The sequence below is a fragment of the Streptomyces sp. NBC_00631 genome (assembly GCF_045206895.1).
Taxonomy (GTDB): Bacteria; Actinomycetota; Actinomycetes; order Streptomycetales; family Streptomycetaceae; genus Streptomyces.
This window is the reverse complement of sequence record NZ_CP107734.1, coordinates 6,228,906-6,255,383: the sequence shown is the minus strand read 5'-3', so window position 1 is coordinate 6,255,383 and position 26,478 is coordinate 6,228,906. Positions and strand designations below refer to the sequence as shown.

The following is a 26,478-nucleotide window of genomic DNA, read 5'->3' as shown; positions in this document are numbered from 1 at the left end:
ACTCCACCGGCTCAGTGGCCCGGAGCCCACTCGCTCCGCGGCCCGGAGCCCGCCGGTTCGTGGGCCGGACTCCATTGTGCGGGTGCCCACTGACAACGGGGGCGGCACCGGCCGGTACCCAGGCCCGCGCCGCCCCCGTACAGGGCTCTCAGCCGCGTCGACCGCGACCCCGGCGGCCCCGCTCGTCGTCGTGCTCCGGCTCCTCGTACGAACCCAGCAGTTCGTCCGCCAGCGACGGCAGGTCGTCCAGCGGGGTCTCCTCGGCCCAGTCGGGCCGGGGGCGCCGGCGCGGAGCCTGGCCGTCGGCGTCGACCTGCGGCAGCTCGCGGGTGCGGTCATCGGAGCCGTCGGGGTTCCCGCCGGCCCGCTCGTCCCGGAAGAACCCGGGCGGCATCCGCTCCGCCGGGGTGTCGGCGGGAGCGCCGGCATCGTCGCGCACGTGAGGCAGTACGGCGGTCTCGTCGGCCGCCCCCGCAGGCTGCACCGGCGGCAGCACGGCCGTCTCATCGGCCGCCCCCACGGCAGGCAGCACCGCCGTCTCGTCCGCCGCGCCCGGCGTCACCGGCGGCAGCACCGCCGTCTCGTCGGCCGCCCCCGCGGGCTGCACCGGCGGCTGCGGCAGCTGGGCCGTCACCTCGGAGTCGGACTCCCGGGCCGCGGGCCGCTGCTCGTCCCGCACCGGGCGCAGCACCTTCGTCTCGTCGTCCCGGGCCTGTGGCCGCACCACCGGCGTCGGCATGGTCGTCGCCTCCGGTGTGACACCCGGAGCCGTCGGCTTCGGTGCGGCGGACTGCTGGGCGGCTGCGTCGGCCGCCGCCGCCGCCTCCGCCGCGGCACGCCGCGCCTGCTCGGCCTTGACCAGGGCCTCCTCGGCCTTGCGCTGCTTCTCCAGGCGCCGTTCCTCGGCCTCGGCGCGCAGCCGGGCCTCTTCCTCGGCCTGCTGGCGGCGCCGATCCTCCTCGGCCTTGCGGCGGGCCTCGGCCTCCGCGCGGGCCTTCTCCTCGGCGAGCAGCCGGGCCTGCTCCTCCTCGGCCCGCTTACGCGCCTCCTCGGCCCGCAGCCGGGCCTCCTCCGCCTGCCGTTCGGCCTCGCGGCGCTGCGCCTCCTCCAGCTCGCGGCGCTTGCGCTCCTCCTCCTCGGCGCGCAGCTTGGCGAGCTGTTCCTGGCGCTCGCGCTCCAGGCGCTCCTCCTCGGCCTTGCGGGCGGCCTCTTCCTCGGCCTTGCGGCGGGCCTCTTCCTCGGCCTTCTTGCGCGCCTCCTCGGCGGCCTTGATCTCGGCCTCGGACAGCGGCAGAACGGTGTCGAGCCGGGCCCGGATGACGGTGGTGACCGACTCGGGCTCCTGGCCGGCGTCGACCACCAGGTAACGGCCGGGGTCGGAGGCGGCCAGCGTCAGGAAACCGGCCCGTACGCGCGCGTGGAACTCGGCGGGCTCGGACTCCAGCCGGTCGGGCGCCTCGGTGAACCGCTCGCGGGCGGTCTCCGGCTCCACGTCCAGCAGGACGGTCAGATGCGGGACGAGCCCGGCGGTCGCCCAGCGGTTGATGCGGGCGACCTCGGTCGGGGACAGGTCGCGGCCCGCGCCCTGGTAGGCGACGGAGGAGTCGATGTACCGGTCGGAGATGACGACCGCGCCCCGCTCCAGGGCGGGCCGGACCACGGTGTCGACGTGCTCCGCGCGGTCGGCGGCGTACAGCAGCGCCTCCGCGCGGTGCGACAGACCGGCGGACGAGACGTCGAGCAGGATGGAGCGCAGCCGCTTGCCGACCGGGGTGGCGCCCGGCTCGCGGGTGAGGACGACCTCGTGGCCCTTGGCGCGGATCCACTCGGCGAGGGCCTCGGCCTGGGTGGACTTCCCGGCGCCGTCGCCGCCCTCCAGGGCGATGAAGAAGCCGTTGGCCGTGGGTGCCTGCGCCGGGTCGTCGCCGCCGAGCAGCGCGTCCCGCAGGTCGTGACGGAGCGGTACGCCCGCGCGGTCGTCGACCTTGGCGAGCACCAGTGCGGCCACCGGCAGCAGCAGCGCGCCGACCAGCATCAGGGTGAACGCGGCGCCGCCGTGCGCGAACACGAACTTGCCGTTCTCCAGCCGGTGCGGTCCGATCAGCGCGGCGACCAGGGGGGCGATCAGCGCGCCGAGCGCTATGGCGACCCGGACCACCGCGTGCAGGTGCTCGGTCGTCCGCGCCCGGCGGAAGTCCTCGGTCTCCTGGTCGAGCAGGGTGTGGCCGGTGTTGGCGGCCACACCCGCGCCGATGCCGGCCAGCGCGACGATCAGCAGCACGGTGGTGACATCCGGGACCAGGCCCGCGGCCAGCAGCGCGATGCCGGTGAAGGCGATCGCCAGCGACAGCAGCCGGCGGCGCGAGAGGGTCGGCAGCAGCGAGGGAGCCGTACGGATGCCGACGGCGACCCCGCCGGTCAGGGCGAGCACCAGCAGGCCGTACAGCACCGGGCCGCCGCCCAGGTCCCTGGCGTGCAGCACGGAGACGGCGACGGCGGCGGAGATCGCCCCGGCGACGGCGGCACAGGCCAGCACCAGGAGCGGGATGGCGCCGGTGCGGCCCGTGTCGGCGCCCGCGGCGGTCTTGGGGCGGCGCAGGCCCTCCAGCGGCGACCGCGCGCGGGGGGTGCGGGTGCCGGGCACCTCCAGGTAGACCAGCACCGAGAGGGAGGCGGCGAACAGGCCCGCCGCCACGTACGACCCGAGGGCCGCCTGGTGCTGGGCGAACCAGGCGATGCCGGTGCCCAGCAGGTTGTTGATCAGAGACGCGACGACCAGGGCGGCGGCCGCGAGCGGGATCGCCACGAACGTCGTCCGCAGCGACAGACGGCGCAGGGCGTCCAGGTGGTCGGGCAGCGGTCGTACCGTCGCGCCCTCCGGGGGCGGGGCGGGCAGCAGCGCGGGGGCCGCGCCCTCCCGGCAGACGGTCCACAGGCGCTCGGCGGCTCCGGTGGCGAAGGCCGTCACCAGGAGGAGCGTCAGGGCGTTCGCCGGCGTCCAGTCGATCCACAGGGGCGCGATGATCAGCAGGACGGTCCGCAGGCCGTCGGCGCCGACCATGGTCCAGCGGCGGTCGAGCGGACCGTCCTGCGCGGTCAGCGCGGTGAGCGGGCCCAGCAGGACGGCGCCGAAGAGCAGAGTGGCGAGAATGCGCACCCCGAAGACGATCGTCACCGCGAGCGCCGCGCCGCGGTAACCGCCGCCGAACGAGCCCTGGGCGACGGCCGCCTGGAGCGTGAGCACGACAAGCACCAGCAGTGCCAGGCTGTCGCCGATCCCGCTCACGAGCTGGGCGCTCCACAACCGCCTCAGCTCTGGTCGGCGCAGCAGCGAGCGGACGGCGCGCTCGCGGGAATCCGCTACCAGCGCGTCGTCCGGATCTGTCTGGGGGGCCGTTGGCTGCTCGGCTCGCGTCATGCTTTCAGCCTATCGGCAGCCACCGACACCCTGACGCGACCGTCCACAGGTACACACGCCCCGACACCAAGTTGATGCCGGGGCGTGCACAATGCGAAGCCGATGTGAGGACCTGAGGGCGTCTCGGCCCTCCGTGGTCGGCACTCCGCGTCCGTCCTGTGCGGTCAGTCCTCCGCGGTCGCCGTCCGGGAGGCCGTCGCCTTCTTGGCCGCCGTCTTCGCCGTGGTCGTCGTCTTCTTCGCGGCGGTCTTCTTGGCCGCCGCCTTCTTCGCCGGCGCGGCCTTCTTGGCGGCCGCCGTCTTCTTCGCGGGCGCCTTCTTCGCCGTCTTCTTGGCAGGCGCCTTGGCCCGCTTCTCGGCGAGCAGCTCGTAGCCGCGCTCCGGGGTGATGGTCTCGACGCTGTCGCCGGAGCGCAGGGTCGCGTTGGTCTCCCCGTCGGTGACGTACGGCCCGAAGCGGCCGTCCTTGACCACGACCGGCTTCTCGCTGACCGGGTCGGTGCCCAGCTCCTTCAGCGGCGGCTTGGCGGCGGCCCGGCCGCGCTGCTTGGGCTGGGAGTAGATCTGCAGCGCCTCTTCGAGGGTGATCGTGAAGAGCTGGTCCTCGGAGGTGAGCGAGCGCGAGTCCGTGCCCTTCTTCAGGTACGGCCCGTAGCGCCCGTTCTGCGCGGTGATCTCCTGGCCCTCGGCGTCGGTGCCGACGACTCGCGGCAGCGACATCAGCTTCAGCGCGTCCGCAAGCGTGACCGTGTCCAGGGACATGGTCTTGAAGAGCGAGGCCGTGCGCGGCTTGACCGCGTTCTTGCCGGTCTTCGGGGTGCCCTCGGGGAGCACCTCGGTGACGTAGGGGCCGTAGCGGCCGTCACGGGCGATGATCTGGTGGCCCGTCTCCGGGTCGGCGCCCAGCTCGAAGTCGCCGCTCGGCTTGGCGAGCAGTTCCTCCGCGAGCTCGACGGAGAGCTCGTCGGGGGCCAGGTCCTCCGGGACGTCCGCCCGCTGGTGGCCCTCGGAGTCCTTCTCGCCGCGCTCGACGTACGGGCCGTAGCGGCCGACCCGCAGCACGATGCCGTTGCCCACCGGGAACGACGACACCTCGCGCGCGTCGATCGCGCCCAGGTCGGTCACCAGTTCCTTGAGGCCGCCGAGGTGGTCCCCGTCGCCGTTGCCGGCGTCGGCCGCGCCACCGGGGGCCGTGCCCTCGCCGCCCTCGCCGAAGTAGAAGCGCTTCAGCCACGGCACCGCCTGGGCCTGACCGGCGGCGATGCGGTCGAGGTCGTCCTCCATCCTGGCGGTGAAGTCGTAGTCGACCAGCCGGCCGAAGTGCTTCTCCAGGAGGTTGACCACGGCGAAGCTCAGGAAGGAGGGCACCAGGGCCGTCCCCTTCTTGAACACGTATCCCCGGTCGAGGATCGTGCCGATGATCGACGCGTACGTCGACGGGCGGCCGATCTCGCGCTCTTCCAGCTCCTTGACCAGCGAGGCCTCGGTGTAGCGGGCCGGGGGCTTGGTGGCGTGCCCGTCGACCGTGATCTCCTCGGCGCTGAGCGCGTCGCCCTCGCCGACCTGGGGCAGCCGGCGCTCGCGGTCGTCCAGCTCGGCGTTCGGGTCGTCGGCGCCCTCGACATAGGCCTTGAGGAAGCCGTGGAAGGTGATCGTCTTGCCGGAGGCGCTGAACTCGACGTCCCGGCCGTCGGCGGCGGTGCCACCGATCTTGACGGTCACGCTGTTGCCGGTGGCGTCCTTCATCTGGGAGGCGACGGTCCGCTTCCAGATCAGCTCGTAGAGCTTGAACTGGTCGCCGGTCAGGCCGGTCTCGGCGGGCGTGCGGAAACGATCACCCGAGGGGCGGATCGCCTCGTGCGCCTCCTGCGCGTTCTTGACCTTCGCGGCGTACGTCCGCGGGGCCGAGGGCAGGTAGTCGGCGCCGTACAGCTGGGTGACCTGGGCGCGGGCGGCCGCGATCGCGGTGTCGCTCAGCGTCGTGGAGTCCGTACGCATGTACGTGATGTAGCCGTTCTCGTACAGCTTCTGGGCCACCTGCATGGTGGCCTTCGCGCCGAAGCCGAGCTTGCGCGAGGCCTCCTGCTGGAGGGTCGTCGTACGGAACGGGGCGTACGGCGAGCGGCGGTACGGCTTGGACTCGACCGAGCGGACCGAGAACCGGGTGTTCTCCAGGGCGGCGGCGAGGGCGCGGGCGTTCGCCTCGTCGAGGTGCAGGGTGTTCGCGGTCTTGAGCCGGCCGAGCGAGTCGAAGTCACGGCCCTGGGCGACGCGCCTGCCGTCGACGGCCTGCAGGCGGGCCACCAGCGACGACGGGTCCGACGGATCGCCCGCGCGGCCGGTCGCGAAGGTGCCCGTCAGGTCCCAGTACTCCGCGGAACGGAACGCGATGCGCTCGCGTTCCCGCTCCACCACGAGGCGGGTCGCCACGGACTGGACACGGCCGGCCGACAGGCGCGGCATGACCTTCTTCCACAGGACCGGCGAGACCTCGTAGCCGTAGAGGCGGTCGAGGATGCGGCGGGTCTCCTGGGCGTCGACGAGCTTCTGGTTGAGCTGGCGCGGGTTGGCCACGGCGGCCTGGATCGCGGACTTGGTGATCTCGTGGAAGACCATCCGCTTGACCGGGACCTTGGGCTTGAGCACCTCCTGGAGGTGCCAGGCGATCGCCTCGCCCTCGCGGTCCTCATCGGTGGCGAGGTAGAGCTCGTCGGAGTCCTTCAGCAGCTCCTTGAGCTTCTTGACCTGGGCCCGCTTGTCGGCGTTGACCACATAGATCGGCTCGAAGTCGTGCTCGACGTCCACGCCGAGGCGGCGGACCTCGCCGGTGTACTTCTCGGGCACCTCCGCGGCGCCGTTGGGGAGGTCACGGATGTGCCCGACGCTCGCTTCGACGACGTATCCGGGGCCCAGATAGCCCTTGATCGTCTTCGCCTTGGCAGGCGACTCGACGATGACGAGTCGGCGGCCGCCCTGTGCGGTCTCGCTGGTCGGGGACAACTTCGCTCTTCTCTCCGGTCGACGCTGGGGCCTCCCCAGGCCTTGCTCCCGGGGTCGTGGCACGGGCAGTGGCGCCCGCTCACTTGGTGACGCTGCGGAGTGTGACGGTACATCCCGCCCCCGTGTCAAACGGGAAAAGCTCACAACGGCCACTCGAACGGTAACCCGACTACCGCCATTCCTGCCGCCCGGAGTCCCCGGTAGCCCTTCCGGCCCTGCCCGGAGCGTGATGCTCCGATTACCGGCGGAGCACCTTCAGAGGCGGGTCAGGCAGTACGCCCCAAGGCCCAGCGAGATCACCGCGGCGAGGCTCGCGAGGGTCGCGGATGCGATCTGACTCACACCCTGGGCGACCGGTTCGCCACGCCGGAGCCGGGTGCCGGTCCACACCAGCAGCGCGCCTCCGAACAGGGCGAACGCCACCCCCGCGAAGATCGCCGGTCCGCTCTCCATGGCCCGCGCACCCCTTCCCTGCCGCCCGCGACTGCCCAGCGCCCGGAGACTGGCACGTACGGGCGGCGGGTGGGCGGACGACGGGCGAAATCGAGGTGAACGAGCGGCCGCGAGCATCTCGAACATCCGGTCGACGGACTAGCGACACAGCGGCCGCGGGCCGGTGGCAAGCAGCGAGGGGCCGGTGCGGACGGGCGACGGACCACGGGGGCGAACGTTCCAGCCAGATTTTCCGGCCTCTTTTCTCCCGGCGTGTCCCGGAGATTCCTCCGGCCGCTCACGCGGCGCGTCCCGGCGGGTCCTCCCCCGGCGTGCCGGCCCTTCCGGCGAAGCCGACCAGCTTTCCCACCGGTACTCCCGCGGTCGCCCGGGCCGCCGGGCGCGCCTGCCGGACCGTCAGACCGCGGGTTCCAGGAACCCCTGCTCCACCAGCAGCCGGATCTGCGCCGGTGTGCGGTCGCGCAGCAAGACGGGGTCCTCGCCCATCAGTTGCGCGATGGCGTCGAGAATCCGCCCCGCGCTCAGCGTGCCGTCGCACACCCCTGCGAACCCGGCGCCCACCGTGTCCACCTTGGTGGCGCGACGCATCCCGCGGTGCTGGCGCAGCACCACGTGCTCCGGGTCCTCGGCGCCGGGCAGTCCGACCTGCTCCTGGACCACCTCGACGGCGAGCCTGAAGCGGCCTTCGAGGAGATCCGCGTCGTCATGGTCACGGAGGTAGTCGAGACGGTCGAAGTGCGCGCGGATCGCCTCACCGAGCGGCTGTTCGATCGGATGCGGCCACTCCTCCACGGTGACCGAGGGCACGGCGGCGCCCGTCCTCCGCAGCGTGATCCAGCCGAATCCCACCCCCTTCACCTTGCGCGCCTCGAACTCGTCGAGCCACGCGTCGTACCGCGCCTGGTACTCCGCCGGGTCCCCGCGGTGGTCGCCGGAGTCCCGGAGCCACAGCTCGGCGTACTGGTTGACGTCCTGCACCTCGCGCTGCACGATCCACGCGTCGCAGCCGCGCGGCACCCACGACCTGACCCTGTCCTGCCAGTCCTCCCCCGCGACGTGCTGCCAGTTGGCGAGGAACTGCGCGAACCCGCCCTCGGTCAGCCGCTCCCCGGCCTGTTGAACGAGCGAGCGGCACAGATCGTCCCCGCTCATCCCGCCGTCCCGGTACGTCAGCCGGGCGCCCGGCGAGATCACGAACGGCGGGTTGGACACGATCAGGTCGAACGTCTCACCGTCCTTGACCGGCTCGAACAGCGAGCCCTCGCGCAGTTCGGCCGCCGGCGCGCCGGAGAGTGCCAGCGTGAGCGCCGTGATGTGCAGCGCGCGGGGGTTGAGGTCGGTCGCGGTCACACGCGTGGCGTGCTGGGCGGCGTGCAGTGCCTGGATCCCGGAACCGGTGCCGAGGTCGAGGGCGGCGGTGACGGGCGTACGGACGGTGATTCCGGCGAGGGTCGTGGACGCGCCGCCGACCCCGAGGACGACTCCCTCGTGCCGCTGGCCGATGCCACCGGCGCCGCCGACGGCACACCCGAGGTCGGACACGATGAACCAGTCCTCGCCGTCCGGCCCGCCGTACGGCCGTACGTCCACGGTGGCCGCGACCTCGTCGCCGCCCACGCGGGTCAGCCAGCCGCTGTCCAGGAGGTCGTCGACGGGCAGGAAGTCGGCCACGCGCGCGTGCGGCACGGGCTGCTGGAGCAGGAACAGCCGGACGAGCGTCTCCAGGGGCGTGTCCCCGCGGGTGGCCCGGAGCGCCGGCACCGTCTCGCTGCGGGCCAGCGCCGCGTACGCGGGGGCGCCGAGCAGGTCGAGCAGGCCGTCGGCGGTGAAGGAGGCGCCCAACAGGGCGGTGCGCAGCCGGGCGGCGACGTCGGGGCGGTCGGAGGCGGGCAGGGTGGTGAGGCCGGAGTCAGTCACGCCCTCCATTGTGGCCCGCGCTCCCGCCCGCCCGCGGGCTCAGCACACAGCCGCGGACCGCCGAACTCCGCTCAGCCCACGGCCTCGGCCTCTGCCACCGGGACTCAGCACACCGCCCCGGCCCGCGGCACTCGGCCCCCGCCTCAGCCCGCGGTCGACGACGTCGCGGACGACGACGCTGACGAAGTCGGCGTCGACGCCGGAGAAGACTCTGCGGTCGACGTGGTCGCGGAGACCTTCTTGCAGCTGGCCTGTTCGGCGATCGCGTCCTTGACCTCGCCCTGCTCCAGGGCGTTCAGCGCCGCGGTGCCGCTCTTGCTCTGGGTCTCCAGCTGCGTCGTCTGGGAGGCGATGTCCTGCAGACCGGAGGCGAACTTCGCCTGGTCCTTGGTGTCGAGCGCGTCGACCTTCTTCTTCAGGTCGGCGTAGGACGCGGAGAGGCTGTTGAGGGTCGTGACGACGTTCTGCTGGCGCTTGGCGCCCTCGTCGACCCCGGGGGGCGCGCCGGCGCCACTGATGGCGGAGGCGAGCGCCTTGTAGGCGTCGGACATGTCCTGGAAGGCCTTGGAGTCGGTCCTCTGGATGTTCACGGGCGAGCTCGTGGTGTCCGAGACCGCCGTGGAGATCGCCTCGTTCGCCGCCTTGATCTTCGCGTCCTGTGCCGGCACCGCGTCACACACGGTCTTGGCCCAGGCGATCAACTTCGGGTCGGTGCCCTTGTTGCTGCTGCACCCGGACAGCGCCACTACCAGTACCGCACCGCCGGACAGTGCGGCCGCGAGCTTCTTGTTCACCGGATCGGTCCCTTCCATGGCTCTCGGCCCCCGGAATCTACACGGCGGACGGACAGCACCCCCATGGAGAGCACCCACTAAGTATGCTTTTAGGTGAATTTGCACCAGAGAGAGAAGGCTCACGACGAGACGACGCGCACACCCCGCCCCGGGACCCCTCCGGCACCCGAAGCGCGGCGAGCGCCGTGTCGTGCGAAGGGGGGCGCCCGCAGCATGCGAGAGCACGCGAAACGGGCGGACGGCGTGTCAGCACACGCCATCCGCCCGCTCGTTGACCGGTTCCCCCGGTGAGGGCCCCGGTGGGCGCCGTAAGACCGCCTACGAAACCACCGCGGGATCCGCCGGCTTGGCCACCCGTTCGGCACTGCCCTCGTCGTCGCCGACGGCGATTCCGCGCCGCTTGGAGACGTACACCGCGCCGACGATCACGACCAGCGCGAGGACCGCGATCAGGATCCGGATGCCGATGCTCTTGTCATGGCCGTAGGAGAACTTGATCACCGCGGGGGCGATGAGCAGGGAGACCAGGTTCATGACCTTGAGCAGCGGGTTGATCGCGGGGCCCGCGGTGTCCTTGAAGGGGTCGCCGACCGTGTCGCCGATGACCGTGGCGGCGTGGGCCTCGCTGCCCTTGCCGCCGTGGTGGCCGTCCTCGACGAGTTTCTTGGCGTTGTCCCAGGCACCACCGGAGTTGGCCAGGAAGACGGCCATCAGGGTGCCCGCGCCGATCGCGCCCGCGAGGTAGGAGCCGAGGGCACCGACCCCGAGCGTGAACCCGATGAAGATGGGCGCCATCACGGCGAGCAGTCCCGGCGTGGCCAGCTCCCGCAGGGCGTCCTTGGTGCAGATGTCGACGACCTTGCCGTACTCGGGCGTCTCCGTGTAGTCCATGATCCCGGGGTGCTCGCGGAACTGCCGCCGCACCTCGAAGACCACCGCGCCCGCCGACCGCGACACTGCGTTGATGGCCAGTCCGGAGAAGAGGAAGACGACCGCCGCGCCGGCGATGAGGCCGACGAGGTTGTTGGGCTGCGAGATGTCCATGGACAGGGTCAACGGCGAGCCCGGGCCGGACAGTTTCGCCCCCACGTCCTGCACGTTCGTGGTGATCGCGTCCCGGTACGACCCGAAGAGCGCCGACGCCGCGAGGACGGCGGTGGCGATGGCGATGCCCTTGGTGATGGCCTTGGTCGTGTTGCCGACGGCGTCCAGGTTGGTGAGCACCTGAGCGCCCGCGCCCTCGACGTCGCCGGACATCTCGGCGATGCCCTGGGCGTTGTCGGAGACCGGCCCGAAGGTGTCCATGGCGACGATGACGCCGACCGTGGTGAGCAGGCCGGTGCCGGCCAGCGCCACCGCGAACAGCGCGAGCATGATCGACGTGCCGCCGAGCAGGAACGCCCCGTAGACACTCAGGCCGATCAGCAGGGCGGTGTAGACGGCCGATTCGAGGCCGACCGAGATACCGGCGAGGACGACGGTGGCCGGGCCGGTGAGCGAGGTCTTGCCGATGTCCATGACCGGACGCCGGTTGGTCTCGGTGAAGTAGCCGGTCAGCTGCTGGATGACCGCCGCGAGCAGGATGCCGATCGCCACCGCGACGAGCGCGAGGATCCGCGGGTCGCCGTCCTTGGCCCGGATGGCCGCGTCGGTGATGCCGTCGAGGTCGGAGTACTTCCCCGGCAGATAGACGAAGACCGCGATCGCGACCAGCACCAGCGAGATCACCGCGGAGATGAAGAACCCGCGGTTGATGGCGCTCATGCCGCTGCGGTCGCTGCGGCGCGGGGCGACCGCGAAGATGCCGATCATCGCGGTGAGCACACCGATGGCCGGTACCAGGAGCGGGAAGGCCAGTCCGGAGTCGCCGAAGGCCGCCTTGCCGAGGATCAGCGCGGCCACCAGGGTCACGGCGTACGACTCGAAGAGGTCGGCCGCCATGCCCGCGCAGTCGCCGACGTTGTCGCCCACGTTGTCGGCGATGGTCGCGGCATTGCGCGGGTCGTCCTCCGGAATGCCCTGTTCGACCTTGCCGACCAGGTCGGCGCCGACGTCGGCGGCCTTGGTGAAGATGCCGCCGCCGACACGCATGAACATGGCGATCAGTGCGGCGCCGAGGCCGAAGCCTTCGAGCACCTTCGGTGCGTCGGCCGCGTAGACCAGCACCACACAGGAGGCGCCGAGCAGGCCGAGCCCCACCGTGAACATGCCGACCACGCCGCCCGTGCGGAAAGCGATCTTCATGGCTTTGTGCGAGACGGCGGTGAGATCCTTTTCCGGCTCACCTTCCGCCGGAGTGGCTTCGCGGGCCGCCGCGGCGACGCGCACATTGCTGCGTACGGCGAGCCACATGCCGATATAACCGGTGGTCGCCGAGAAGACCGCGCCGATCAGGAAGAAGATCGATCGGCCGGCGCGCTGATTCCAGTCGTCCGCGGGCAGCAGCAGGAGCAGGAAGAACACCACGACGGCGAATACGCCGAGCGTGCGCAACTGCCGGCCCAGATAGGCGTTCGCGCCTTCCTGGACCGCCGCCGCGATCTTCTTCATGCTGTCGGTGCCCTCGCCCGCCGCGAGCACCTGGCGCACCAGGATCCACGCGACCACGAGCGCGGCCAGCGCCACGGCGGCGATGACCGCCACCAGGACCCGGTTGTCGTCGGTCAGGACTGCGGCCGCGATGGTTGTGGGGTGGCCAAACTGATGAGGGGTAGAAAGCCCCGCCATTCGTCCTCCTTGACGCTTGGACTGAGCTCAAGATGTGGACGGATTCTAGGTACCCGCGAGTGATCTAAACAGGGGACGGTAAACGGAATTAGCCTTCTCGTGCTCTTCAGCAAATGATCGAGGTCACGCCGGTGAACCCGAAAGCGGTAATGCCCCAAAAGCATTGACGGCGGCGTTTACTTGATCGAATTATCGCCTGATTGATCGTGAATGAATTCACTTGATCCATCGCACGAGATCACTGTACGACCGGCCACAGGTGACGCGCACATGCCGAAGGGCCCTACGAGTAGGGCCCTTCGGTACACAGAGAGGGTGGTGACAGGGTGACGCTCAGGTGAGCGCGACTCCGGGCGGGGTCGTCGGCCAGGTCATGCGGATCAGCCCGCCGTGCTCCCCGGCGGTGACCTCCACGTCGTCGACGAGGCCGCTGATGACCGCGAGGCCCATCTCGTCCTCCTCGGCCTCCACATCGGCGTCCGCCGCGCCGCCGGGCGCCCGGTCACCGGGAACGGAACGGGGTGCCTCGTCGCCGACCTCGATGGAGAACTGTTTCTCCTCTTCGATCAGCGCCACCCGGACCGGTTCGGCGATGCCGGCGGTCTGGTGCAGACCCACGGCACGGGAACAGGCCTCGCCGACGGCCAGCCGGACCTCGTCCAGGACGGCCTCGTCCACTCCGGCCCTGCGAGCCACCGCCGCCGCCACCAGTCGGGCGGTGCGGACGTGCTCGGGCAGCGCGCTGAAGCGGAGTTCAACGGTGGCCATACGTCCCCCTCGGAACTACGGGCGTGCGGTAGGGGTCCGGGCCGCCGAAGAACCCGGGCCCCCGATGAATTGCCTCCGCCACGGGCACTGCGGCCCGTGAACGGCTGCCGGCACGGACCCGCGGGCCCGGACGGGCGGGGCGGCACGGACGCGCGTACGGCGCGCACGAGCCCGTGCCGAGGGCCGGCCGGACGGCACGAACCGACGGGCGGTCCGGGAACGTCGGCCGGCCCGGGGTCAGTCGGTGGCCGCCACCGCTTCCTCGACCGAGGTGTGGATCGGGAACACCTTGGTGAGGCCGGTGATACGGAAGATCTTCAGAATGCGCTCCTGGTTGCAGACCAGGCGCAGCGAGCCCTCATGGGCACGCACCCGCTTCAGGCCGCCGACCAGTACGCCGAGACCGGTGGAGTCGAGGAAGTCCACGCCCTCCATGTCGACGACGAGGTGGAAATTCCCGTCGTTCACCAGCTCGACCAGCTGCTCGCGCAACTTGGGCGCGGTATATACGTCGATTTCGCCACCGACCTCGACGACCGTACGATCGCCGACTGTACGGGTCGACAGGGACAGGTCCACGGATCCTCCAGCACCTTGCTATCGAGCGGTCGCCCCTTGGGACTCGACTTGCGGCCCCCGGGACGGTTCGCCAGCCGCGATGGCATTCAATCACTTACCGGCAGGCGTGCACGACGCCTTGGCCCCATTGTCCGTCATGCCAGTGACACACTCGGTCCCGATGGCCATAAATCACCGATCCGATCGACCGCCGGTTCCGGACGCGTCCGGGTTCTCTCCGGGCACGGTCCTGGACCGGCTCGCCTCCGGGCCGAGCCGGGCTTCGCGCATCACTCATACGGAGCACTTGCCCCCGCGTGCGGGTCGGCATGCCGTCTGGCCTGACCGGATTCGTTCGGAGGTCGTGGCGGCCGTGCGGGACTGCGGCATCGAGCATCCCTGGGAACACCAGGCGCTGGCCGCCGAGCACGCCCTGGACGGCGACTCCGTGGTGGTCGCCACCGGCACCGCCTCCGGCAAGTCCCTGGCGTATCTCGTACCGGTCCTGTCCACCCTCCTGGACGGCTCCGAGGCCGCCAACGGCCGCGGCGCCACCGCCCTCTATCTCGCGCCCACCAAAGCGCTGGCGGCGGACCAGTGCCGTTCCGTGAAGGAACTTTCACAACCGCTGGGCACGGCCGTGCGTCCCGCGGTGTACGACGGCGACACCCCGTACGAGGAACGCGAGTGGGTCCGCCAGTACGCCAACTACGTGCTCACCAACCCGGACATGCTGCACCGCGGCATCCTGCCCGGGCACCCCCGCTGGTCCTCCTTCCTGAAGTCGCTGAAGTACGTCGTCGTCGACGAGTGCCACACCTACCGGGGTGTCTTCGGCTCGCACGTCGCCCAGGTGCTGCGCCGGCTGCGCCGCCTGTGCGCCCGCTACGGCGCCTCCCCGGTCTTCCTGCTGGCGTCGGCCACCGCCGCCGAGCCGGCCGTGGCCGCCGGCCGCCTCACCGGCCTGCCGGTCGTGGAGATCGCCGACGACGCCTCCCCGCGCGGCGAGCTGGTCTTCGCCCTGTGGGAGCCGCCGCTGACCGAGCTGCACGGCGAGAAGGGCGCCCCCGTCCGCCGTACCGCCACCGCCGAGACCGCCGACCTGCTGACCGATCTCGCCGTGCAGGGCGTGCGCTCGGTCGCCTTCGTGCGCTCCAGACGGGGCGCGGAGCTGATCTCCGTGATCACCCAGGAACGGCTGGCCGAGGTGGACCGTTCCCTCGCCCGGCGTGTCGCGGCCTATCGCGGCGGCTACCTCCCCGAGGAGCGGCGCGCCCTGGAACGCGCGCTGCACTCCGGGGAACTCCTCGGGCTTGCCGCCACAACGGCCCTGGAGCTGGGTGTGGACGTCTCCGGGCTCGACGCCGTACTGATCGCCGGGTACCCGGGTACGAGGGCCTCTGTGTGGCAGCAGGCGGGCCGGGCGGGCCGCGCCGGGCAGGGCGCCCTGGCCGTCCTGGTCGCCCGCGACGATCCGCTGGACACCTTCCTCGTCCACCATCCCGAGGCCCTGTTCGACCAACCGGTGGAATCCACCGTCCTCGACCCCGACAACCCGTACGTCCTCGCCCCGCACCTGTGCGCCGCCGCGGCCGAGATCCCCCTCACCGAGGAAGACCTCGATCTCTTCGGCCCCGCCTGCAAGGAGCTGCTGCCGCAGCTGGAGGCCGCGAAGCTGCTGCGCCGCCGGACCAAGGCCTGGCACTGGACCCGCCGGGAGCGGGCCGCCGACCTGACCGACATCCGCGGCGAGGGCGGGCGGCCGGTGCAGGTCGTCGAGGCGGGCACGGGGCGCCTGCTCGGCACGGTGGACGCGAGCGCCGCGCACTCCACGGTCCACGAGGGCGCGGTCCACCTCCACCAGGGCCGCACCTACCTCGTGCGCTCCCTCGACCTGGAGGACTCCGTGGCTCTCGTCGAACAGGCCGAGCCGCCGTACTCCACGGTCGCCCGCGACACCACGGCCATCTCCGTCCTGGAGACGGACATCGAGGTCCCCTGGGGGGACGGCCGCCTCTGCTACGGCTCCGTCGAGGTCACCAACCAGGTGGTCTCCTTCCTGCGCCGCCGGCTCATCACCGGCGAGGTCCTGGGCGAGACGAAACTCGACCTCCCTCCTCGTACGCTGCGCACCCGTGCGGTGTGGTGGACCGTCACCGAGGACCAGCTCGACGAGGCCCGGATCAACCCCGAGATCCTCGGGGGTGCCCTGCACGCCGCCGAGCACGCCTCCATCGGCCTGCTCCCGCTCTTCGCGACCTGCGACCGCTGGGACATCGGCGGCGTGTCGATCCCGCTGCACCCCGACACGCTCCTGCCGACGGTCTTCGTCTACGACGGCCACCCCGGCGGCGCCGGCTTCGCGGAACGCGCCTTCCACACGGCCCGCACCTGGCTGACGGCCACCCGGGAGGCGATCGCCGCGTGCGAGTGCGACGCCGGGTGCCCGTCCTGCATCCAGTCCCCCAAGTGCGGCAACGGGAACGAGCCGTTGCACAAGCGGGGGGCCGTGCGGCTCCTCACGGTGCTGCTGAAGGGGGCGCCGGGGTAGTCGTTCGGCTGCGGGTGCGTGGGGGCTGGTCGCGGCCACGCGGCGGAGTCGCGGATGTCTCAGCCCCGCGCCCCTTCAGGGCGTCGCGGCGGGGCCGGCTCTGGCCCGGACCTCTGCTGTGAACGGCCCACCGCCTGATGCCGCCGACACATCCGAGACGTCCCCGACGATCACGCACCGCGTCAGCCGCGCACCCTGTGCTCGTGCCACCCGGTCGGCCTGGGCGCAGGCCGCCGTTGTGCCTTCAGCCCAGTGGTCCGCCGCCGCGAGGGCGGCCATGTCGGCGCCACCGGCCGCGCGATGCCGGACCACGACGACATGCCCAAGGCCGAGCACCACCCCGAACACCACGCACAGCACAGCAATCGCCCCGACGCTCCAGACAGTGGCAGAGCCTTGATCACGCGCCCCGCTGCAACGTGCCCCAAAGGGGCGCGGGGCTGTGACATCTGCGGCTCCGCCGCGTGGGCGCGACCAGCCCCCACCGGCCCGCAGCCACCCGACCGCCGCACGCCCCCTCACGGCCCCGCCCCCGTCGGCCCCTCCGCCCAAGCGACCGCCGACTCCCGCACCTCGAACGGCAGCGCGCCCAGCACCGGCGGCCTCGCCACCACCGTGACCCGTACCTCGTCACCCTCCCGGCCGACGGCCACCGTCGCCCCGTCCGGCGCCGCCTCCTTCGTCACCGCGATCACCGCCTCCTCGGCGTCCTGCCGCGCCGCGGCCCGCGCCCCGGTGCGGGCGGCGTCCACGCAGCGGATCTGGGCGGCCACCACGAGCAGCCCCCAGACCAGCGCCATCGTGAACGCCACCAGCACCGGCAGCACGACGGCCGCCTCCGCGGTCACGAACCCCCGGTCCGCCCCGCGCCCTCGCTCACATCCGCGCACTGAGGGCTCGCTTCACGATGTCCTGGAGCTCCGCACTGACCTCCCCGCTCGTCACGACCGCGTAGAGGACCGCCGCGAACCCGACGGCGGCGATGATCCCCATCGCGTACTCGGACGTGACCATTCCCGCGTCCCGGCGCAACAACATCCGCATCTTCCGGTACATCTCGACTCCCTTGAACCCGCATGGCTCACATGTCTCGCATGAACTTGCTTGAAATCGACGTCAGTTCCTGTCGACGGCTCCGCTATCGCGTCCTTCATCCACCTCCCCCTCGCAGCACCCCGCCCGCGAGTCCGATCACCACGGGGAGCACGCCCATCGCGATGAACGCGGGCAGAAAGCACAGCCCGACCGGCGCCGAGATCAGCACGGCCGCCCGTCGCGCCCGCTCGGTCGCGCTTCTCGCCCACTCGGCGCGGGCGTCCGAGGCGAGCCGGGCGACGGGCACGGCCGCCGGCAGTCCGGACTCGTCGGCACGCTCCAGCAGCCGGGCCAGGGCGGCGGCGCCCGGCAGCCCGGCCAACCGCCGCCAGGCAGCCGCCGGCTCACCGCCGAGCCGTACCTCCGCCGCGCCCCGCGCCAGCCCCTCCCCGACGGGTCCACCGAGGGCGTCCCCGACGGCCAGGGCGGCGTCCACCGGACCGGCCCCGGCGGCGATACAGGCCGCCAGGAGGTCGGCGGCGAGCGGAAGTTGGCGCGCGGCCTCGGCCGCCTCCGCCTCGGCCGCCCGGTCCGCGTCGCCGGTCCGGCTCCGCCACCGCCACAGCACCACGGCGACGCCCAGCCCCAGCAGTGCGCCGGCCACCCCGCCGACCAGCACCCAGCCGCCGCACAGCGCACCGACGACCGGCAGCCACCTGCGGACGGCATCGCTGACGCCGGAGCGGCTCTCCGCCCGCGCCAGCCTCCGCGAACCGAGCAGTTCGGCCGCCTTCCGCCGGGCGCGGCGGCCGCGCCTGGCCCGCTCCAGCCGCCATGCCGACCAGCCCAGGGACACCAGCACCGCAGCCGTCACCCCCAGCCTGTGGACAACCTCCGCGCTCACGCCGCCTCAGCTCCCCGCACGATCCGGCCCGCCCACCACATTCCGGCACCCTCGAACACGGCGCCGACGACCAGGCAGCCCAGGCCGGCCCCGGTGTGCAGCAGTACCCGCAGCGGGTCGGCGCCCATGGCCGAGCCGAGCAGCAGGCCGAGGGCGGGCAGGGCGGCGAGCAGCACCGCCGTGGCCCGCGCGCCCGACAACTGGGCGCGCAGATCAGCGCGTTGGTCCCGTTCCGCACGCAGGGCGGCGTCCAGGCGGTCGAGGCCGGCCGCGAGACCGGCGCCCTGGTCGACGGCCACCCGCCAGCAGGCCGCGAGCCCCAGCAGGCCGTCGGCGCCGGGCTGCCGCGCCGCCACCGCCAGGGCGCCCGGCACGTCTCCGCCGAAGCGTGCCGCCGCGACCACTGTCGGCCGGGCCTCGCCGAGACCACCGGAGTCCCGCGCGGCCCGCAAGAGGGCTTCACCCGGCTGCCGTCCGGCGCGCACCTCGCCGGCGAGCGCCCCGCACAGCGCGATCACCGCGTCGGCGCGCGTCTGCCGCGTCCGCCGCGCCTGCCGGGCCAGTCGCATCCGGCGCAGTACCGGCACCCCGGCCGCCCCCGCGAGGACCGGAAGGACCGAGGCGGTGAGGAGCGCGAGCGTGACACCGGCGGCCAGGGCCCACCACTCACCCCGCCAACGGCCGTGCAGCCGCCGTAGTTCCGCGAGCGCCCGCTCCCAGGAGGGCGGCCCGGTGGCCACCACTCCGCCACCGGCGAGCAGCAGCCGCGTCCGCCGTACCTCGCGCTGCCGCTCGGCCAGGAGCCAGGCCATGACCCCACCGCACACCAGGGCCGCACCGGCCGTCGTCTCACCCATCACACACATCCCTTTCAAGTCATGGATCACTGAGGTCACTTCGGGCCGGATCCAGAAGTCGCTTCGGACCTGAGCCAGAAGTCACTTCAGACCGGAACCAGCCAGCCGCTTCGAACTCGCAGGCCGCTTGGGTCGCTTCGAGCTCACAGCTCACCCACGTCGCCGCCGAGCAGCCCCCGCAGCCGCTCCCACCCCCGCTCGCGCGCGAACGCCTCCGCTTCCCAGCGCAGTGCCGGTACCGTCCGCACCAGCCCGGAGGGGTCCCGCTCCAGGACATGCACCTCGGCGATCCGCCGCCGGCCCGCGTGGTCCCGTACGAGGTGCAGCACCACCGACAGCGCGGCCGCCAGCTGGCTGTGCAGGGCGGCCCGGTCGAGCCCGGCCGCCGTGCCGAGCGCCTCCAGGCGGGCCGGTACGTCCGCGGCCGCGTTGGCGTGCACGGTGCCGCAGCCGCCCTCGTGGCCGGTGTTGAGCGCGGCCAGCAGGTGGACCACCTCGGGCCCGCGGACCTCGCCGACGACGAGCCGGTCGGGCCGCATCCGCAGGGCCTGCCGGACCAGGTCCTCCAGGGTGACGAGGCCCGCGCCCTCCTGGTTGGCGGGTCTGGTCTCCAGCCGTACGACATGCGGGTGTTCGGGCCTGAGTTCCGCCGAATCCTCGGCGAGCACGATCCGCTCCCCCGGTCCGACCAGGCCGAGCAAGGCGCTCAGCAGGGTCGTCTTGCCGGTGCCCGTGCCGCCGCTGACGAGGAAGGAGAGCCGGGCGGCGATGAGCGCCCGCAGGATCCGGTCGCCGCCCGGCGGCACGGTCGCGGCCGCGACGAGTTCGTCGAGCGTGAACGCGCGGGGCCGGACCACCCGCAGGGACAGGCAGGTGCAGCCGACGGCCACCGGGGGCAGGACCGCGTGCAGGCGGGTGCCGTCGGGCAGCCGGGCGTCCGCCCAGGGACGCGCGTCGTCCAGGCGCCGGCCGGCCACCGCGGCCAGCCGCTGCGCGAGGCGTCGTACCGCCGCCGCGTCCGGGAAGGCGACCGGGGTGAGTTCCAGGCCGCCGCCGCGGTCCACCCAGACCCGGTCCGGGGCGGTCACCAGGACGTCGGTGACCGTGGGGTCGGCGAGCAGAGGCTCCAGCGGGCCGCTGCCGACCAGTTCGGAGCGCAGCCGCTCGGCCGCGCCGAGGACTTCGGCGTCGCCGAGGACCCGCCCCTGGGCGCGCAGCGCCTGCGCCACCCGCGCGGGCGTCGGTTCGGCACCGCTCTCGGCGAGCCAGCGCCGTACGCCGTCGAGCAGGGCCGGACCGTCACCGGCCGTGGCATCCGTCCTCATGCGACACCACCGGCCTCGACGAGCGTGCGCTCCCAGAAGCCCTTGCAGAAGCGGGCCAGCGGTCCGCGCGCGGCCGATCCCGGCGGTTTCCGGTTCGGACGGGTGAGCCCGGGTTCGTCGGGTACCTCGCCGGCCAGCGGCAGGCCGAGCAGCCGGGCCACCTCTCGGTCGTCCAGCCCCGGCGCGTACGGCCCCCGTACCGCCACCCTGAGATCGCGCACGACCATGCCGACGGTGGCCGCCACCCGTCCGGCCGCCGCGATCGCGCGGAGTTCGGCGGGGACCACCAGGACGGCGAGGTCGAGCTGGGTGAGGACCTCGGCGACCTCGTCGTCCAGGCGGCGCGGCAGGTCGACGACGACCGTGCCGCCGCGCCGCCGGGCGGCCGCGAGCACCGCGCGGACGGCGGGCGGCGGGATCGCCACGCAGTCACCGCGGTCCCAGCTGAGGATCCGCAGCGAGTGCAGCTCGGGCAGCGACTCCTCCAGGGCGCCGCTGCCCAGCCGGCCGCGGGAGGCGGCGAAGGCGGGCCAGCGCAGGCCCTCGGCCGTCTCGCCGCCGAGGAGTACGTCGATTCCGCCGCCCAGCGGATCCGCGTCCACCAGCAGGGTGCGCAGTCCCTCCCGCGCGGAGGTGACGGCGAGCGCGCAGGCCAGCGTGGAGGCGCCGGCCCCGCCCCGGCCGCCGATGACGCCGACGGTGAGGGCCGGGCGGCCGACGCCCTCGACGACGTCGGCGATCCGGTCCACGAGCCACTGCTCGCCGTCGGGCAGCATCAGGACGTGGTCCGCGCCGATCTCCACGGCCCGTTTCCACACATCGGGGTCGTCCTGGTCGAGGCCGACCAGCACCACCCCGCGCCGGCGCGCCGCGCCGCGCACCCGTCGTGCGGCGTCGTCTCCGACCAGGACGAGCGGGGCGGACTCCCAGCCGCCGCCGCGTTCCGGCGGGCGGTGGTGGACCTCCGGTTTGGCACCGGCCGCCGCGCACAGGCGCAGCAGGTCGTCGAGGAGTTCGGCGTCCTCGGTGACGATCATCGGGCGTCCGGGCCGTCCCGAGGCGGCGGACGGCGGGTCCTGGGTGACGGTTTTGGCCACGTGAGCTTCCCCCTTGGCTGCTTCCCCCGCGTGGCCCCTGCGGCCACGCGATTCCCAAACGTGCGGAGCACCGGCAAGCGGCTCCATATGCACGGCCGACAGAAACCGGCCATTGGCGCCCGACAAACGGAACCGGCCATGAACTCGCCGCCGCCGGAGCGCGCTGGAATCACGGTGCAGCGAACCCGGAAATCGTGTGGATCTTGGTCCAAAACTGTGGACAACCCAGTGGTTGTGAATATCGCCGTCACCCATACCGGTGAGGCCCGTTCTGGGGTCTGTGCGACTTCCACAGCGCAGCGCCACGACTACACAGCGTGATGAATCATGGGTGTGCGAGAAGGGCGACCAAAGCCGCCCGGCCCAGGCCTCACGGCCCGCGAGAGAGGAGGAAAACGCACCCGGACATGCGACGACCCCCACCGGGGGGGAGAGTGGGGGTCGTCTCCACGGCCGACTCGGGGGGGGAGGAGTCGGGCCGGGTTAGCACGGTCGCGAACGATCCGTGACTTCCATGGTGTACCCGAGAGCCCTCTCAGGCAAACCCACGCGCCCCACCTTACGCCGAATGGTGGGCGCCTATGCTCGGGGTCGTGGAAAACCACTCCTTGCCCCGCACAGCGGCCTTCTTTGACCTGGACAAGACGGTCATTGCGAAGTCGAGCACGCTCACCTTCAGCAAGTCGTTCTACCAAGGCGGCCTGATGAACCGCAGGGCGGCACTGCGCAGCGCGTACTCCCAGTTCGTGTTCCTGGTCGGCGGTATGGACCACGACCAGATGGAGCGCACGCGCGCGTACCTGTCCGGCCTCGTCCGTGGCTGGAACGTCCAGCAGGTCAAGGAGATCGTCGCCGAGACCCTGCACGACCTGATCGACCCGATCATCTACGACGAGGCCGCCTCCCTCATCGAGGAGCACCACCAGGCCGGCCGGGACGTCGTCATCGTCTCCACGTCGGGCGCCGAGGTGGTCGAGCCGATCGGCGAGCTCCTGGGCGCCGACCGGGTGGTGGCCACCCGCATGGTCGTCGGCGACGACGGCTGCTACACCGGCGAGGTGGAGTACTACGCGTACGGCCCCACCAAGGCCGACGCCATCCGGGAGCTGGCCGCCTCCGAGGGGTACGACCTCGACCGCTGCTACGCCTACAGCGACTCGGCGACCGACGTGCCGATGCTCCGGGCAGTCGGGCATCCCCACGCCGTGAACCCGGACCGCGCGCTGCGCCGCGAGGCCCTCGCCCGCGGCTGGCCGATCCTGGACTTCCACCGGCCGGTACGGCTCAAGCAGCGGATCTCCGCGCCCCCACGCCCGGCCCTGGTCGCCGCGGCGGCCATAGGAGCGGCGGCCGCGACCGCCGGCCTGGTCTGGTACGCGAGCCGGCGCCGGAGCACGGTCGCCTGAACCGGCCCACCCGCGAGCCCATTCACCCGTTCGGCGCACTGCCGCCCCTTTAGAGCGTCTTTGAACCTAAAAGTAAAGAACTGTAGGCAGGACTTCCGCTTGCTCCGGGCTTGCAGTACAAAGGGGTTAGCGGCCCGCGAGACCGAAGGACATCCGAGAGGATCACCTTTAAAACGCATTTGGCCCCACGGACCGAGCATGAACACTGGGCACCCACGCGACGTCGACCCGTCGATTACGGGCCAGCCGCACCAGGTGACGGGCAAAGCACCCGACCTGATGGGCGACATATCGAGGACGCCTGGTAACCCGGTGAGCATGCCAGCGGCGGTACGAGTCCTCGTACCGCCGCAACCCTTTTCCGGGCCTTGCGCCGCCTTACGGACGGGACCTACGCCGCCCCGCGCTGCAGCGCCTCGCACACCGCCGTCGACTCGCGCACGCCCAGTTCCACCGCGCGCCCGCAATGGGCGATCCAGGCCGCCATCCCTTCCGGGGTGCCGGAGACGTAGCCGTCCAGGGCCGCCAGGTAGGAGGCGCGGCCCAGTTCCGCGTGGCCGACCTCGGCGGGGCAGATCGCCTTGGGGTCGAGGCCGCTGCCGATCAGCACGATCCGCTCGGCCGCGCGCGCGACCAGCCCGTTGCACGAGGTGAAGGGCCGCAGCGCGAGCAGTTCGCCGTGCACCACGGCGGCGGTCACCAGCGCGGGCGCCTCGCTCCCCGCGACGATCAGCTCGGCAAGCCCGTCCAGACGCCCGGACACCTCGTCGGATTCCGGCAGCGGCAGTTCCACCAGCGGCTCGTGGACACTCTCGCCGGCCCGGCGCGGCCGACCGACCTCGTCGTCACCCGTCGCGGCCGCCACCAGGTGCAGCCGGGCCAGCACCCGCAGCGGCGACTGCCGCCAGATGGAGAGCAGTTGGCCCGCCTCCGCGGTCAGCCGAAGGGCGGCGCCCACCACGCGCGCGTCGTCGTCCACACCGAAGTCGGAGCGCCGCCGCACCTCCTCCAGCGCCCAGTCGGCACCGGACAGCGCGGCGCTGCCCCGGGCGGCGCGCAGCGCGGCCTCCGAGGTGACGGCGTTGCTGCGGCGCCGCATGATCCGGTGCCCGTAGACCCGGTCCACGGCCTTGCGCACGGACTCCACGGACTCGGGTACCCCGGGCAGCGCGCCCAGGGCCGCGAGCGGGTCGGCGGTCGCACCTGTCGTACTCATGAGTACGACAGTACGCACCCCGCCCCGGGACTCCACGAAGGAGTGGTCTTCTTCACTTCGCGTGACACGTACAGCTATCGCGCGACTACCCTTCGTGAACATGAAAATTGCTTTCGTCGGAAAGGGCGGCAGCGGCAAGACCACGCTCTCCTCCCTGTTCATCCGCCATCTCGCGGCCGCCGGCGCACCGGTCGTCGCCGTCGACGCCGATATCAACCAGCACCTGGGCCCCGCGCTCGGCCTCGACGAGACGGAGGCGGAGGCGCTGCCCGCGATGGGCGAGCGACTCTCCCTGATCAAGGACTACCTGCGCGGCCACAACCCGCGCATCGCCTCCGCCGCGACGATGATCAAGACCACCCCGCCCGGCGAGGGCTCGCGGCTGGTCCGGGTGCGGGAACCCAACCCGGTGTACGACGCCTGTGCGCGGCCGGTGGAACTCGACGGCGGTGCCGTCCGTTTGATGGTCACCGGGTCCTTCACGGAAGCGGACCTCGGGGTCTCCTGCTACCACTCCAAGACGGGAGCGGTGGAGCTGTTCCTGAACCACCTCGTCGACGGTGCCGACGAGTACGTCGTGGTCGACATGACGGCGGGTTCGGACTCCTTCGCCTCCGGCATGTTCACCCGCTTCGACATCACGTTCCTCGTCGCCGAGCCGACCCGGAAGGGGGTCTCCGTCTACCGCCAGTACAGGGAGTACGCCCGGGACTTCGGCGTCGCCCTGAAGGTCGTCGGCAACAAGGTGCAGGGGCAGGAGGACATCGACTTCCTGCGCTCGGAGGTCGGGGACGACCTGCTGGTCACGGTCGGGCACTCGGACTGGGTGCGTGCCATGGAGAAGGGCCGCCCACCCCGGTTCGACCTCCTGGAGGGCCCCAACTCCCGTGCCCTGCAGACCCTCAAGGTTGCCACCGACGCGACGTACGAGCTGCGGGACTGGGAGCGCTACACCCGGCAGATGGTCCACTTCCACCTGAAGAACGCCCTGTCGTGGGGCAACGAGCGCACCGGGGCCGACCTGGCCGCGCAGATCGACCCCGGTTTCGTGCTCGGCGAAGGGGTGGCCGCCTCCGTATGAGGGGCAGCCACCCCGGACCTGCCCCTACTGCCTGACCGCCGGCGCCCCGGGCACCCCCTTCGGTGCCGGGGCGGAACGCCCGGACAGGAAGGTCTCCCAGCCCTGCCGCGGGGCCTCGCCCACGTTCAGGGTGCGCAGCCTCGCCAGGACCTGCGGGTCCTGGGCGTCCAGCCAGTCGGCCAGCTGACGGAAGGAGACACAGCGCACCTCGGGCTTGTTGCAGACGTTCGCGACGACGTCGTCGAGGGCGCGCATGTAGGTGCCGCCGTTCCAGGACTCGAAGTGGTTGCCGATGACGAGCGGTGCCCGGTTGCCGTTGTAGGCGCGGTTGAAGCCCTGGAGCAGCCCGTCGCGCATCTGGTCGCCCCAGTATTCGTACTTGTCGGGGTCGCCCTGGGTCGACGTGCCGGACTGGTTGACCATGAAGTTGTAGTCCATGGTCAACTGCTCGTAGGAGTGGCCCGGGAAGGGAACGAGCTGCATCGACAGATCCCACAGCCCTTCCCTCTTCTTGGGCCAGACCTGGTTGTTGACACCACTGGTGTCGTAGCGGAAGCCCAGCTGGCTCGCCGCCTTGACGAAGTTCTTCTGCCCCTCCAGGCAGGGGGTGCGGGCGCCGATGAGCTCCTTGTCGTAGTCGAAGGGCAGCGGCGCGGCGTCCTTCATGCCGGTGTTGGTCTTCCAGGTCTTCACGAACTGCTTGGCCTGGGCGATCTCGCTCTTCCACTCGGCCACCGACCACTCGCCGACCCCGCCGTCGGGGCCGCAGAAGTGCCCGTTGAAGTGGGTGCCGATCTCGTTGCCCTCCAGCCAGGCCAGCCGTAGCTGCTTGACGGTGTCGGCGATGCCCTGCTCGTCGTTGAAGCCGATCTCGGAGCTGCCGGGCGAGTGCTGCGGGGGCCGGTAGAGGTCACGCTTCTCCTCGGGCAGCATGTAGACACCGCTGAGGAAGAACGTCATGTTCGCGTGGTTCTCCTTGGAGACCTTGCGGAAGTGCGAGAACAGCTTCTGACTGTCCTCGCCCGCACCGTCCCAGGAGAACACCACGAACTGCGGCGGTTTCTCACCGGCCTTGAGCCGCTCGGGCCGGGGCAGATGCGGCTGCGCCCCGGTGTACGCGGTGGACCCGTCGCCGATCAGACGGATCACGCTCTGGGGCGCCGGTGCTCCCTTCTGCGGCCCGGACGCCCCTTGCTCGGAGTTGGTACCGGTCGCACAACCGGCGACCGACGCGGCACAGGCCGCGGCGGCCACGGCGCCGACCGCAATCCTCTGGGTGGCGGCCAATTCCGCTCACCTTCTTCCTTCTCTCGGCGAACGCCGGTGACGGCGTTTTATGGCGATGTGCCGGGTATCTGCCGACAGCGCGGCC

General features: G+C 72.1%; 20 protein-coding genes. 3 read left to right on the top strand and 17 right to left on the bottom strand.

The genetic code is table 11. The annotated features are described in order from the left end of the window. Positions 1-148: 148 nt before the first annotated feature. From tmk to bldG, 8 genes are all read right to left on the bottom strand, one after another. A complete protein-coding gene (tmk, locus tag OHB00_RS28705) occupies positions 149-3,418 on the bottom strand; it encodes a dTMP kinase (protein ID WP_406438878.1) in 3,270 nt (1,089 codons plus the stop codon). 164 nt (positions 3,419-3,582) lie between these two features. Further along, positions 3,583-6,417, bottom strand: coding sequence for a type I DNA topoisomerase (gene topA, locus OHB00_RS28700; RefSeq protein WP_406438877.1), 2,835 nt, complete (start codon positions 6,415-6,417; stop codon positions 3,583-3,585). A gap of 255 nt (positions 6,418-6,672) precedes the next feature. Beyond that, positions 6,673-6,870 carry a hypothetical protein gene (locus OHB00_RS28695; RefSeq protein WP_406438876.1) on the bottom strand — a complete coding sequence of 66 codons (198 nt, stop codon included), beginning with the start codon at positions 6,868-6,870 and terminating at the stop codon, positions 6,673-6,675. Positions 6,871-7,266: 396 nt separating this feature from the next. After that, a complete protein-coding gene (locus tag OHB00_RS28690; RefSeq protein WP_406438875.1) occupies positions 7,267-8,796 on the bottom strand; it encodes a methyltransferase in 1,530 nt (509 codons plus the stop codon). A 134-nt stretch (positions 8,797-8,930) separates the two neighbouring features. Then, the gene (locus OHB00_RS28685) at positions 8,931-9,599 is read right to left on the bottom strand and encodes a small secreted protein (protein WP_406438873.1); all 669 of its coding nucleotides are present in this window, start codon (positions 9,597-9,599) and stop codon (positions 8,931-8,933) included. 300 nt (positions 9,600-9,899) lie between these two features. Further along, entirely contained in the window at positions 9,900-12,308 is a 2,409-nt protein-coding gene (locus tag OHB00_RS28680; RefSeq protein WP_406438872.1) for a sodium-translocating pyrophosphatase, read from the bottom strand. Between the two features lie 333 nt (positions 12,309-12,641). Next, positions 12,642-13,076, bottom strand: a complete 435-nt coding sequence (locus OHB00_RS28675; RefSeq protein WP_406438870.1) for an ATP-binding protein — start codon at positions 13,074-13,076, stop codon at positions 12,642-12,644. 237 nt (positions 13,077-13,313) lie between these two features. Continuing rightward, the gene (gene bldG, locus OHB00_RS28670; protein ID WP_010986038.1) at positions 13,314-13,655 is read right to left on the bottom strand and encodes an anti-sigma factor antagonist BldG; all 342 of its coding nucleotides are present in this window, start codon (positions 13,653-13,655) and stop codon (positions 13,314-13,316) included. A 79-nt stretch (positions 13,656-13,734) separates the two neighbouring features. Here bldG and OHB00_RS28665 point away from each other — a divergent pair, with 79 nt between their 5' ends. After that, entirely contained in the window at positions 13,735-16,185 is a 2,451-nt protein-coding gene (locus OHB00_RS28665; RefSeq protein ID WP_406438868.1) for a DEAD/DEAH box helicase, read from the top strand. A 75-nt stretch (positions 16,186-16,260) separates the two neighbouring features. Here the strand turns inward: OHB00_RS28665 and OHB00_RS28660 are convergent, their stop codons facing one another. From OHB00_RS28660 to ssd, 7 genes are all read right to left on the bottom strand, one after another. Beyond that, on the bottom strand, positions 16,261-16,551 hold the full coding sequence (locus tag OHB00_RS28660) for an Rv3654c family TadE-like protein (protein ID WP_406446018.1): 291 nt from the start codon (positions 16,549-16,551) through the stop codon (positions 16,261-16,263). A 152-nt stretch (positions 16,552-16,703) separates the two neighbouring features. After that, positions 16,704-17,033 (bottom strand): TadE family type IV pilus minor pilin, encoded by a 330-nt coding sequence (locus OHB00_RS28655; protein ID WP_406438866.1) that lies wholly within the window; start codon positions 17,031-17,033, stop codon positions 16,704-16,706. Between the two features lie 28 nt (positions 17,034-17,061). Then, positions 17,062-17,241: a DUF4244 domain-containing protein gene (locus tag OHB00_RS28650; protein ID WP_406438865.1), complete on the bottom strand. Its 180-nt coding sequence runs from the start codon at positions 17,239-17,241 to the stop codon at positions 17,062-17,064. 94 nt (positions 17,242-17,335) lie between these two features. Then, positions 17,336-18,124: a type II secretion system F family protein gene (locus OHB00_RS28645; protein WP_406438863.1), complete on the bottom strand. Its 789-nt coding sequence runs from the start codon at positions 18,122-18,124 to the stop codon at positions 17,336-17,338. Then, the gene (locus OHB00_RS28640) at positions 18,121-18,990 is read right to left on the bottom strand and encodes a type II secretion system F family protein (RefSeq protein WP_406438861.1); all 870 of its coding nucleotides are present in this window, start codon (positions 18,988-18,990) and stop codon (positions 18,121-18,123) included. Before OHB00_RS28640 ends, OHB00_RS28645 begins: the two co-directional genes overlap by 4 nt. 134 nt (positions 18,991-19,124) lie before the next feature. After that, positions 19,125-20,306 carry a TadA family conjugal transfer-associated ATPase gene (locus OHB00_RS28635; RefSeq protein WP_406438859.1) on the bottom strand — a complete coding sequence of 394 codons (1,182 nt, stop codon included), beginning with the start codon at positions 20,304-20,306 and terminating at the stop codon, positions 19,125-19,127. Then, positions 20,303-21,403 (bottom strand): septum site-determining protein Ssd, encoded by a 1,101-nt coding sequence (gene ssd, locus OHB00_RS28630; RefSeq protein WP_406438857.1) that lies wholly within the window; start codon positions 21,401-21,403, stop codon positions 20,303-20,305. Before ssd ends, OHB00_RS28635 begins: the two co-directional genes overlap by 4 nt. Positions 21,404-21,984: 581 nt before the next feature. Here ssd and OHB00_RS28625 point away from each other — a divergent pair. After that, positions 21,985-22,809, top strand: coding sequence for an HAD family hydrolase (locus OHB00_RS28625; protein ID WP_406438855.1), 825 nt, complete (start codon positions 21,985-21,987; stop codon positions 22,807-22,809). A 391-nt stretch (positions 22,810-23,200) separates the two neighbouring features. Here OHB00_RS28625 and OHB00_RS28620 read toward each other — a convergent pair whose 3' ends face one another. Beyond that, a complete protein-coding gene (locus OHB00_RS28620; RefSeq protein ID WP_406438854.1) occupies positions 23,201-24,025 on the bottom strand; it encodes an oxidoreductase in 825 nt (274 codons plus the stop codon). Positions 24,026-24,125: 100 nt separating this feature from the next. Here OHB00_RS28620 and OHB00_RS28615 point away from each other — a divergent pair, with 100 nt between their 5' ends. Continuing rightward, positions 24,126-25,106, top strand: a complete 981-nt coding sequence (locus tag OHB00_RS28615; protein ID WP_406438852.1) for an ATP-binding protein — start codon at positions 24,126-24,128, stop codon at positions 25,104-25,106. A gap of 24 nt (positions 25,107-25,130) precedes the next feature. On the opposite strand, the gene OHB00_RS28610 is transcribed toward OHB00_RS28615, so the two are convergent. Next, positions 25,131-26,393, bottom strand: coding sequence for a hypothetical protein (locus OHB00_RS28610; RefSeq protein ID WP_406438851.1), 1,263 nt, complete (start codon positions 26,391-26,393; stop codon positions 25,131-25,133). Positions 26,394-26,478 lie beyond the last annotated feature (85 nt).

Excerpts from the sequence above, each read along its gene's own strand:
- OHB00_RS28685 (WP_406438873.1), bottom strand. The coding sequence starts at position 9,599 with ATGGAAGGGACCGATCCGGTGAACAAGAAGCTCGCGGCCGCACTGTCC.
- OHB00_RS28640 (WP_406438861.1), bottom strand. The coding sequence starts at position 18,990 with ATGTGTGTGATGGGTGAGACGACGGCCGGTGCGGCCCTGGTGTGCGGT.
- OHB00_RS28675 (WP_406438870.1), bottom strand. The coding sequence starts at position 13,076 with ATGGCCACCGTTGAACTCCGCTTCAGCGCGCTGCCCGAGCACGTCCGC.
- OHB00_RS28665 (WP_406438868.1), top strand. The coding sequence starts at position 13,735 with ATGGCATTCAATCACTTACCGGCAGGCGTGCACGACGCCTTGGCCCCA.
- OHB00_RS28650 (WP_406438865.1), bottom strand. The coding sequence starts at position 17,241 with ATGTACCGGAAGATGCGGATGTTGTTGCGCCGGGACGCGGGAATGGTC.
- OHB00_RS28690 (WP_406438875.1), bottom strand. The coding sequence starts at position 8,796 with ATGGAGGGCGTGACTGACTCCGGCCTCACCACCCTGCCCGCCTCCGAC.
- OHB00_RS28695 (WP_406438876.1), bottom strand. The coding sequence starts at position 6,870 with ATGGAGAGCGGACCGGCGATCTTCGCGGGGGTGGCGTTCGCCCTGTTC.
- OHB00_RS28635 (WP_406438859.1), bottom strand. The coding sequence starts at position 20,306 with ATGAGGACGGATGCCACGGCCGGTGACGGTCCGGCCCTGCTCGACGGC.
- tmk (WP_406438878.1), bottom strand. The coding sequence starts at position 3,418 with ATGACGCGAGCCGAGCAGCCAACGGCCCCCCAGACAGATCCGGACGAC.
- OHB00_RS28615 (WP_406438852.1), top strand. The coding sequence starts at position 24,126 with ATGAAAATTGCTTTCGTCGGAAAGGGCGGCAGCGGCAAGACCACGCTC.
- OHB00_RS28625 (WP_406438855.1), top strand. The coding sequence starts at position 21,985 with ATGCTCGGGGTCGTGGAAAACCACTCCTTGCCCCGCACAGCGGCCTTC.
- OHB00_RS28680 (WP_406438872.1), bottom strand. The coding sequence starts at position 12,308 with ATGGCGGGGCTTTCTACCCCTCATCAGTTTGGCCACCCCACAACCATC.
- OHB00_RS28620 (WP_406438854.1), bottom strand. The coding sequence starts at position 24,025 with ATGAGTACGACAGGTGCGACCGCCGACCCGCTCGCGGCCCTGGGCGCG.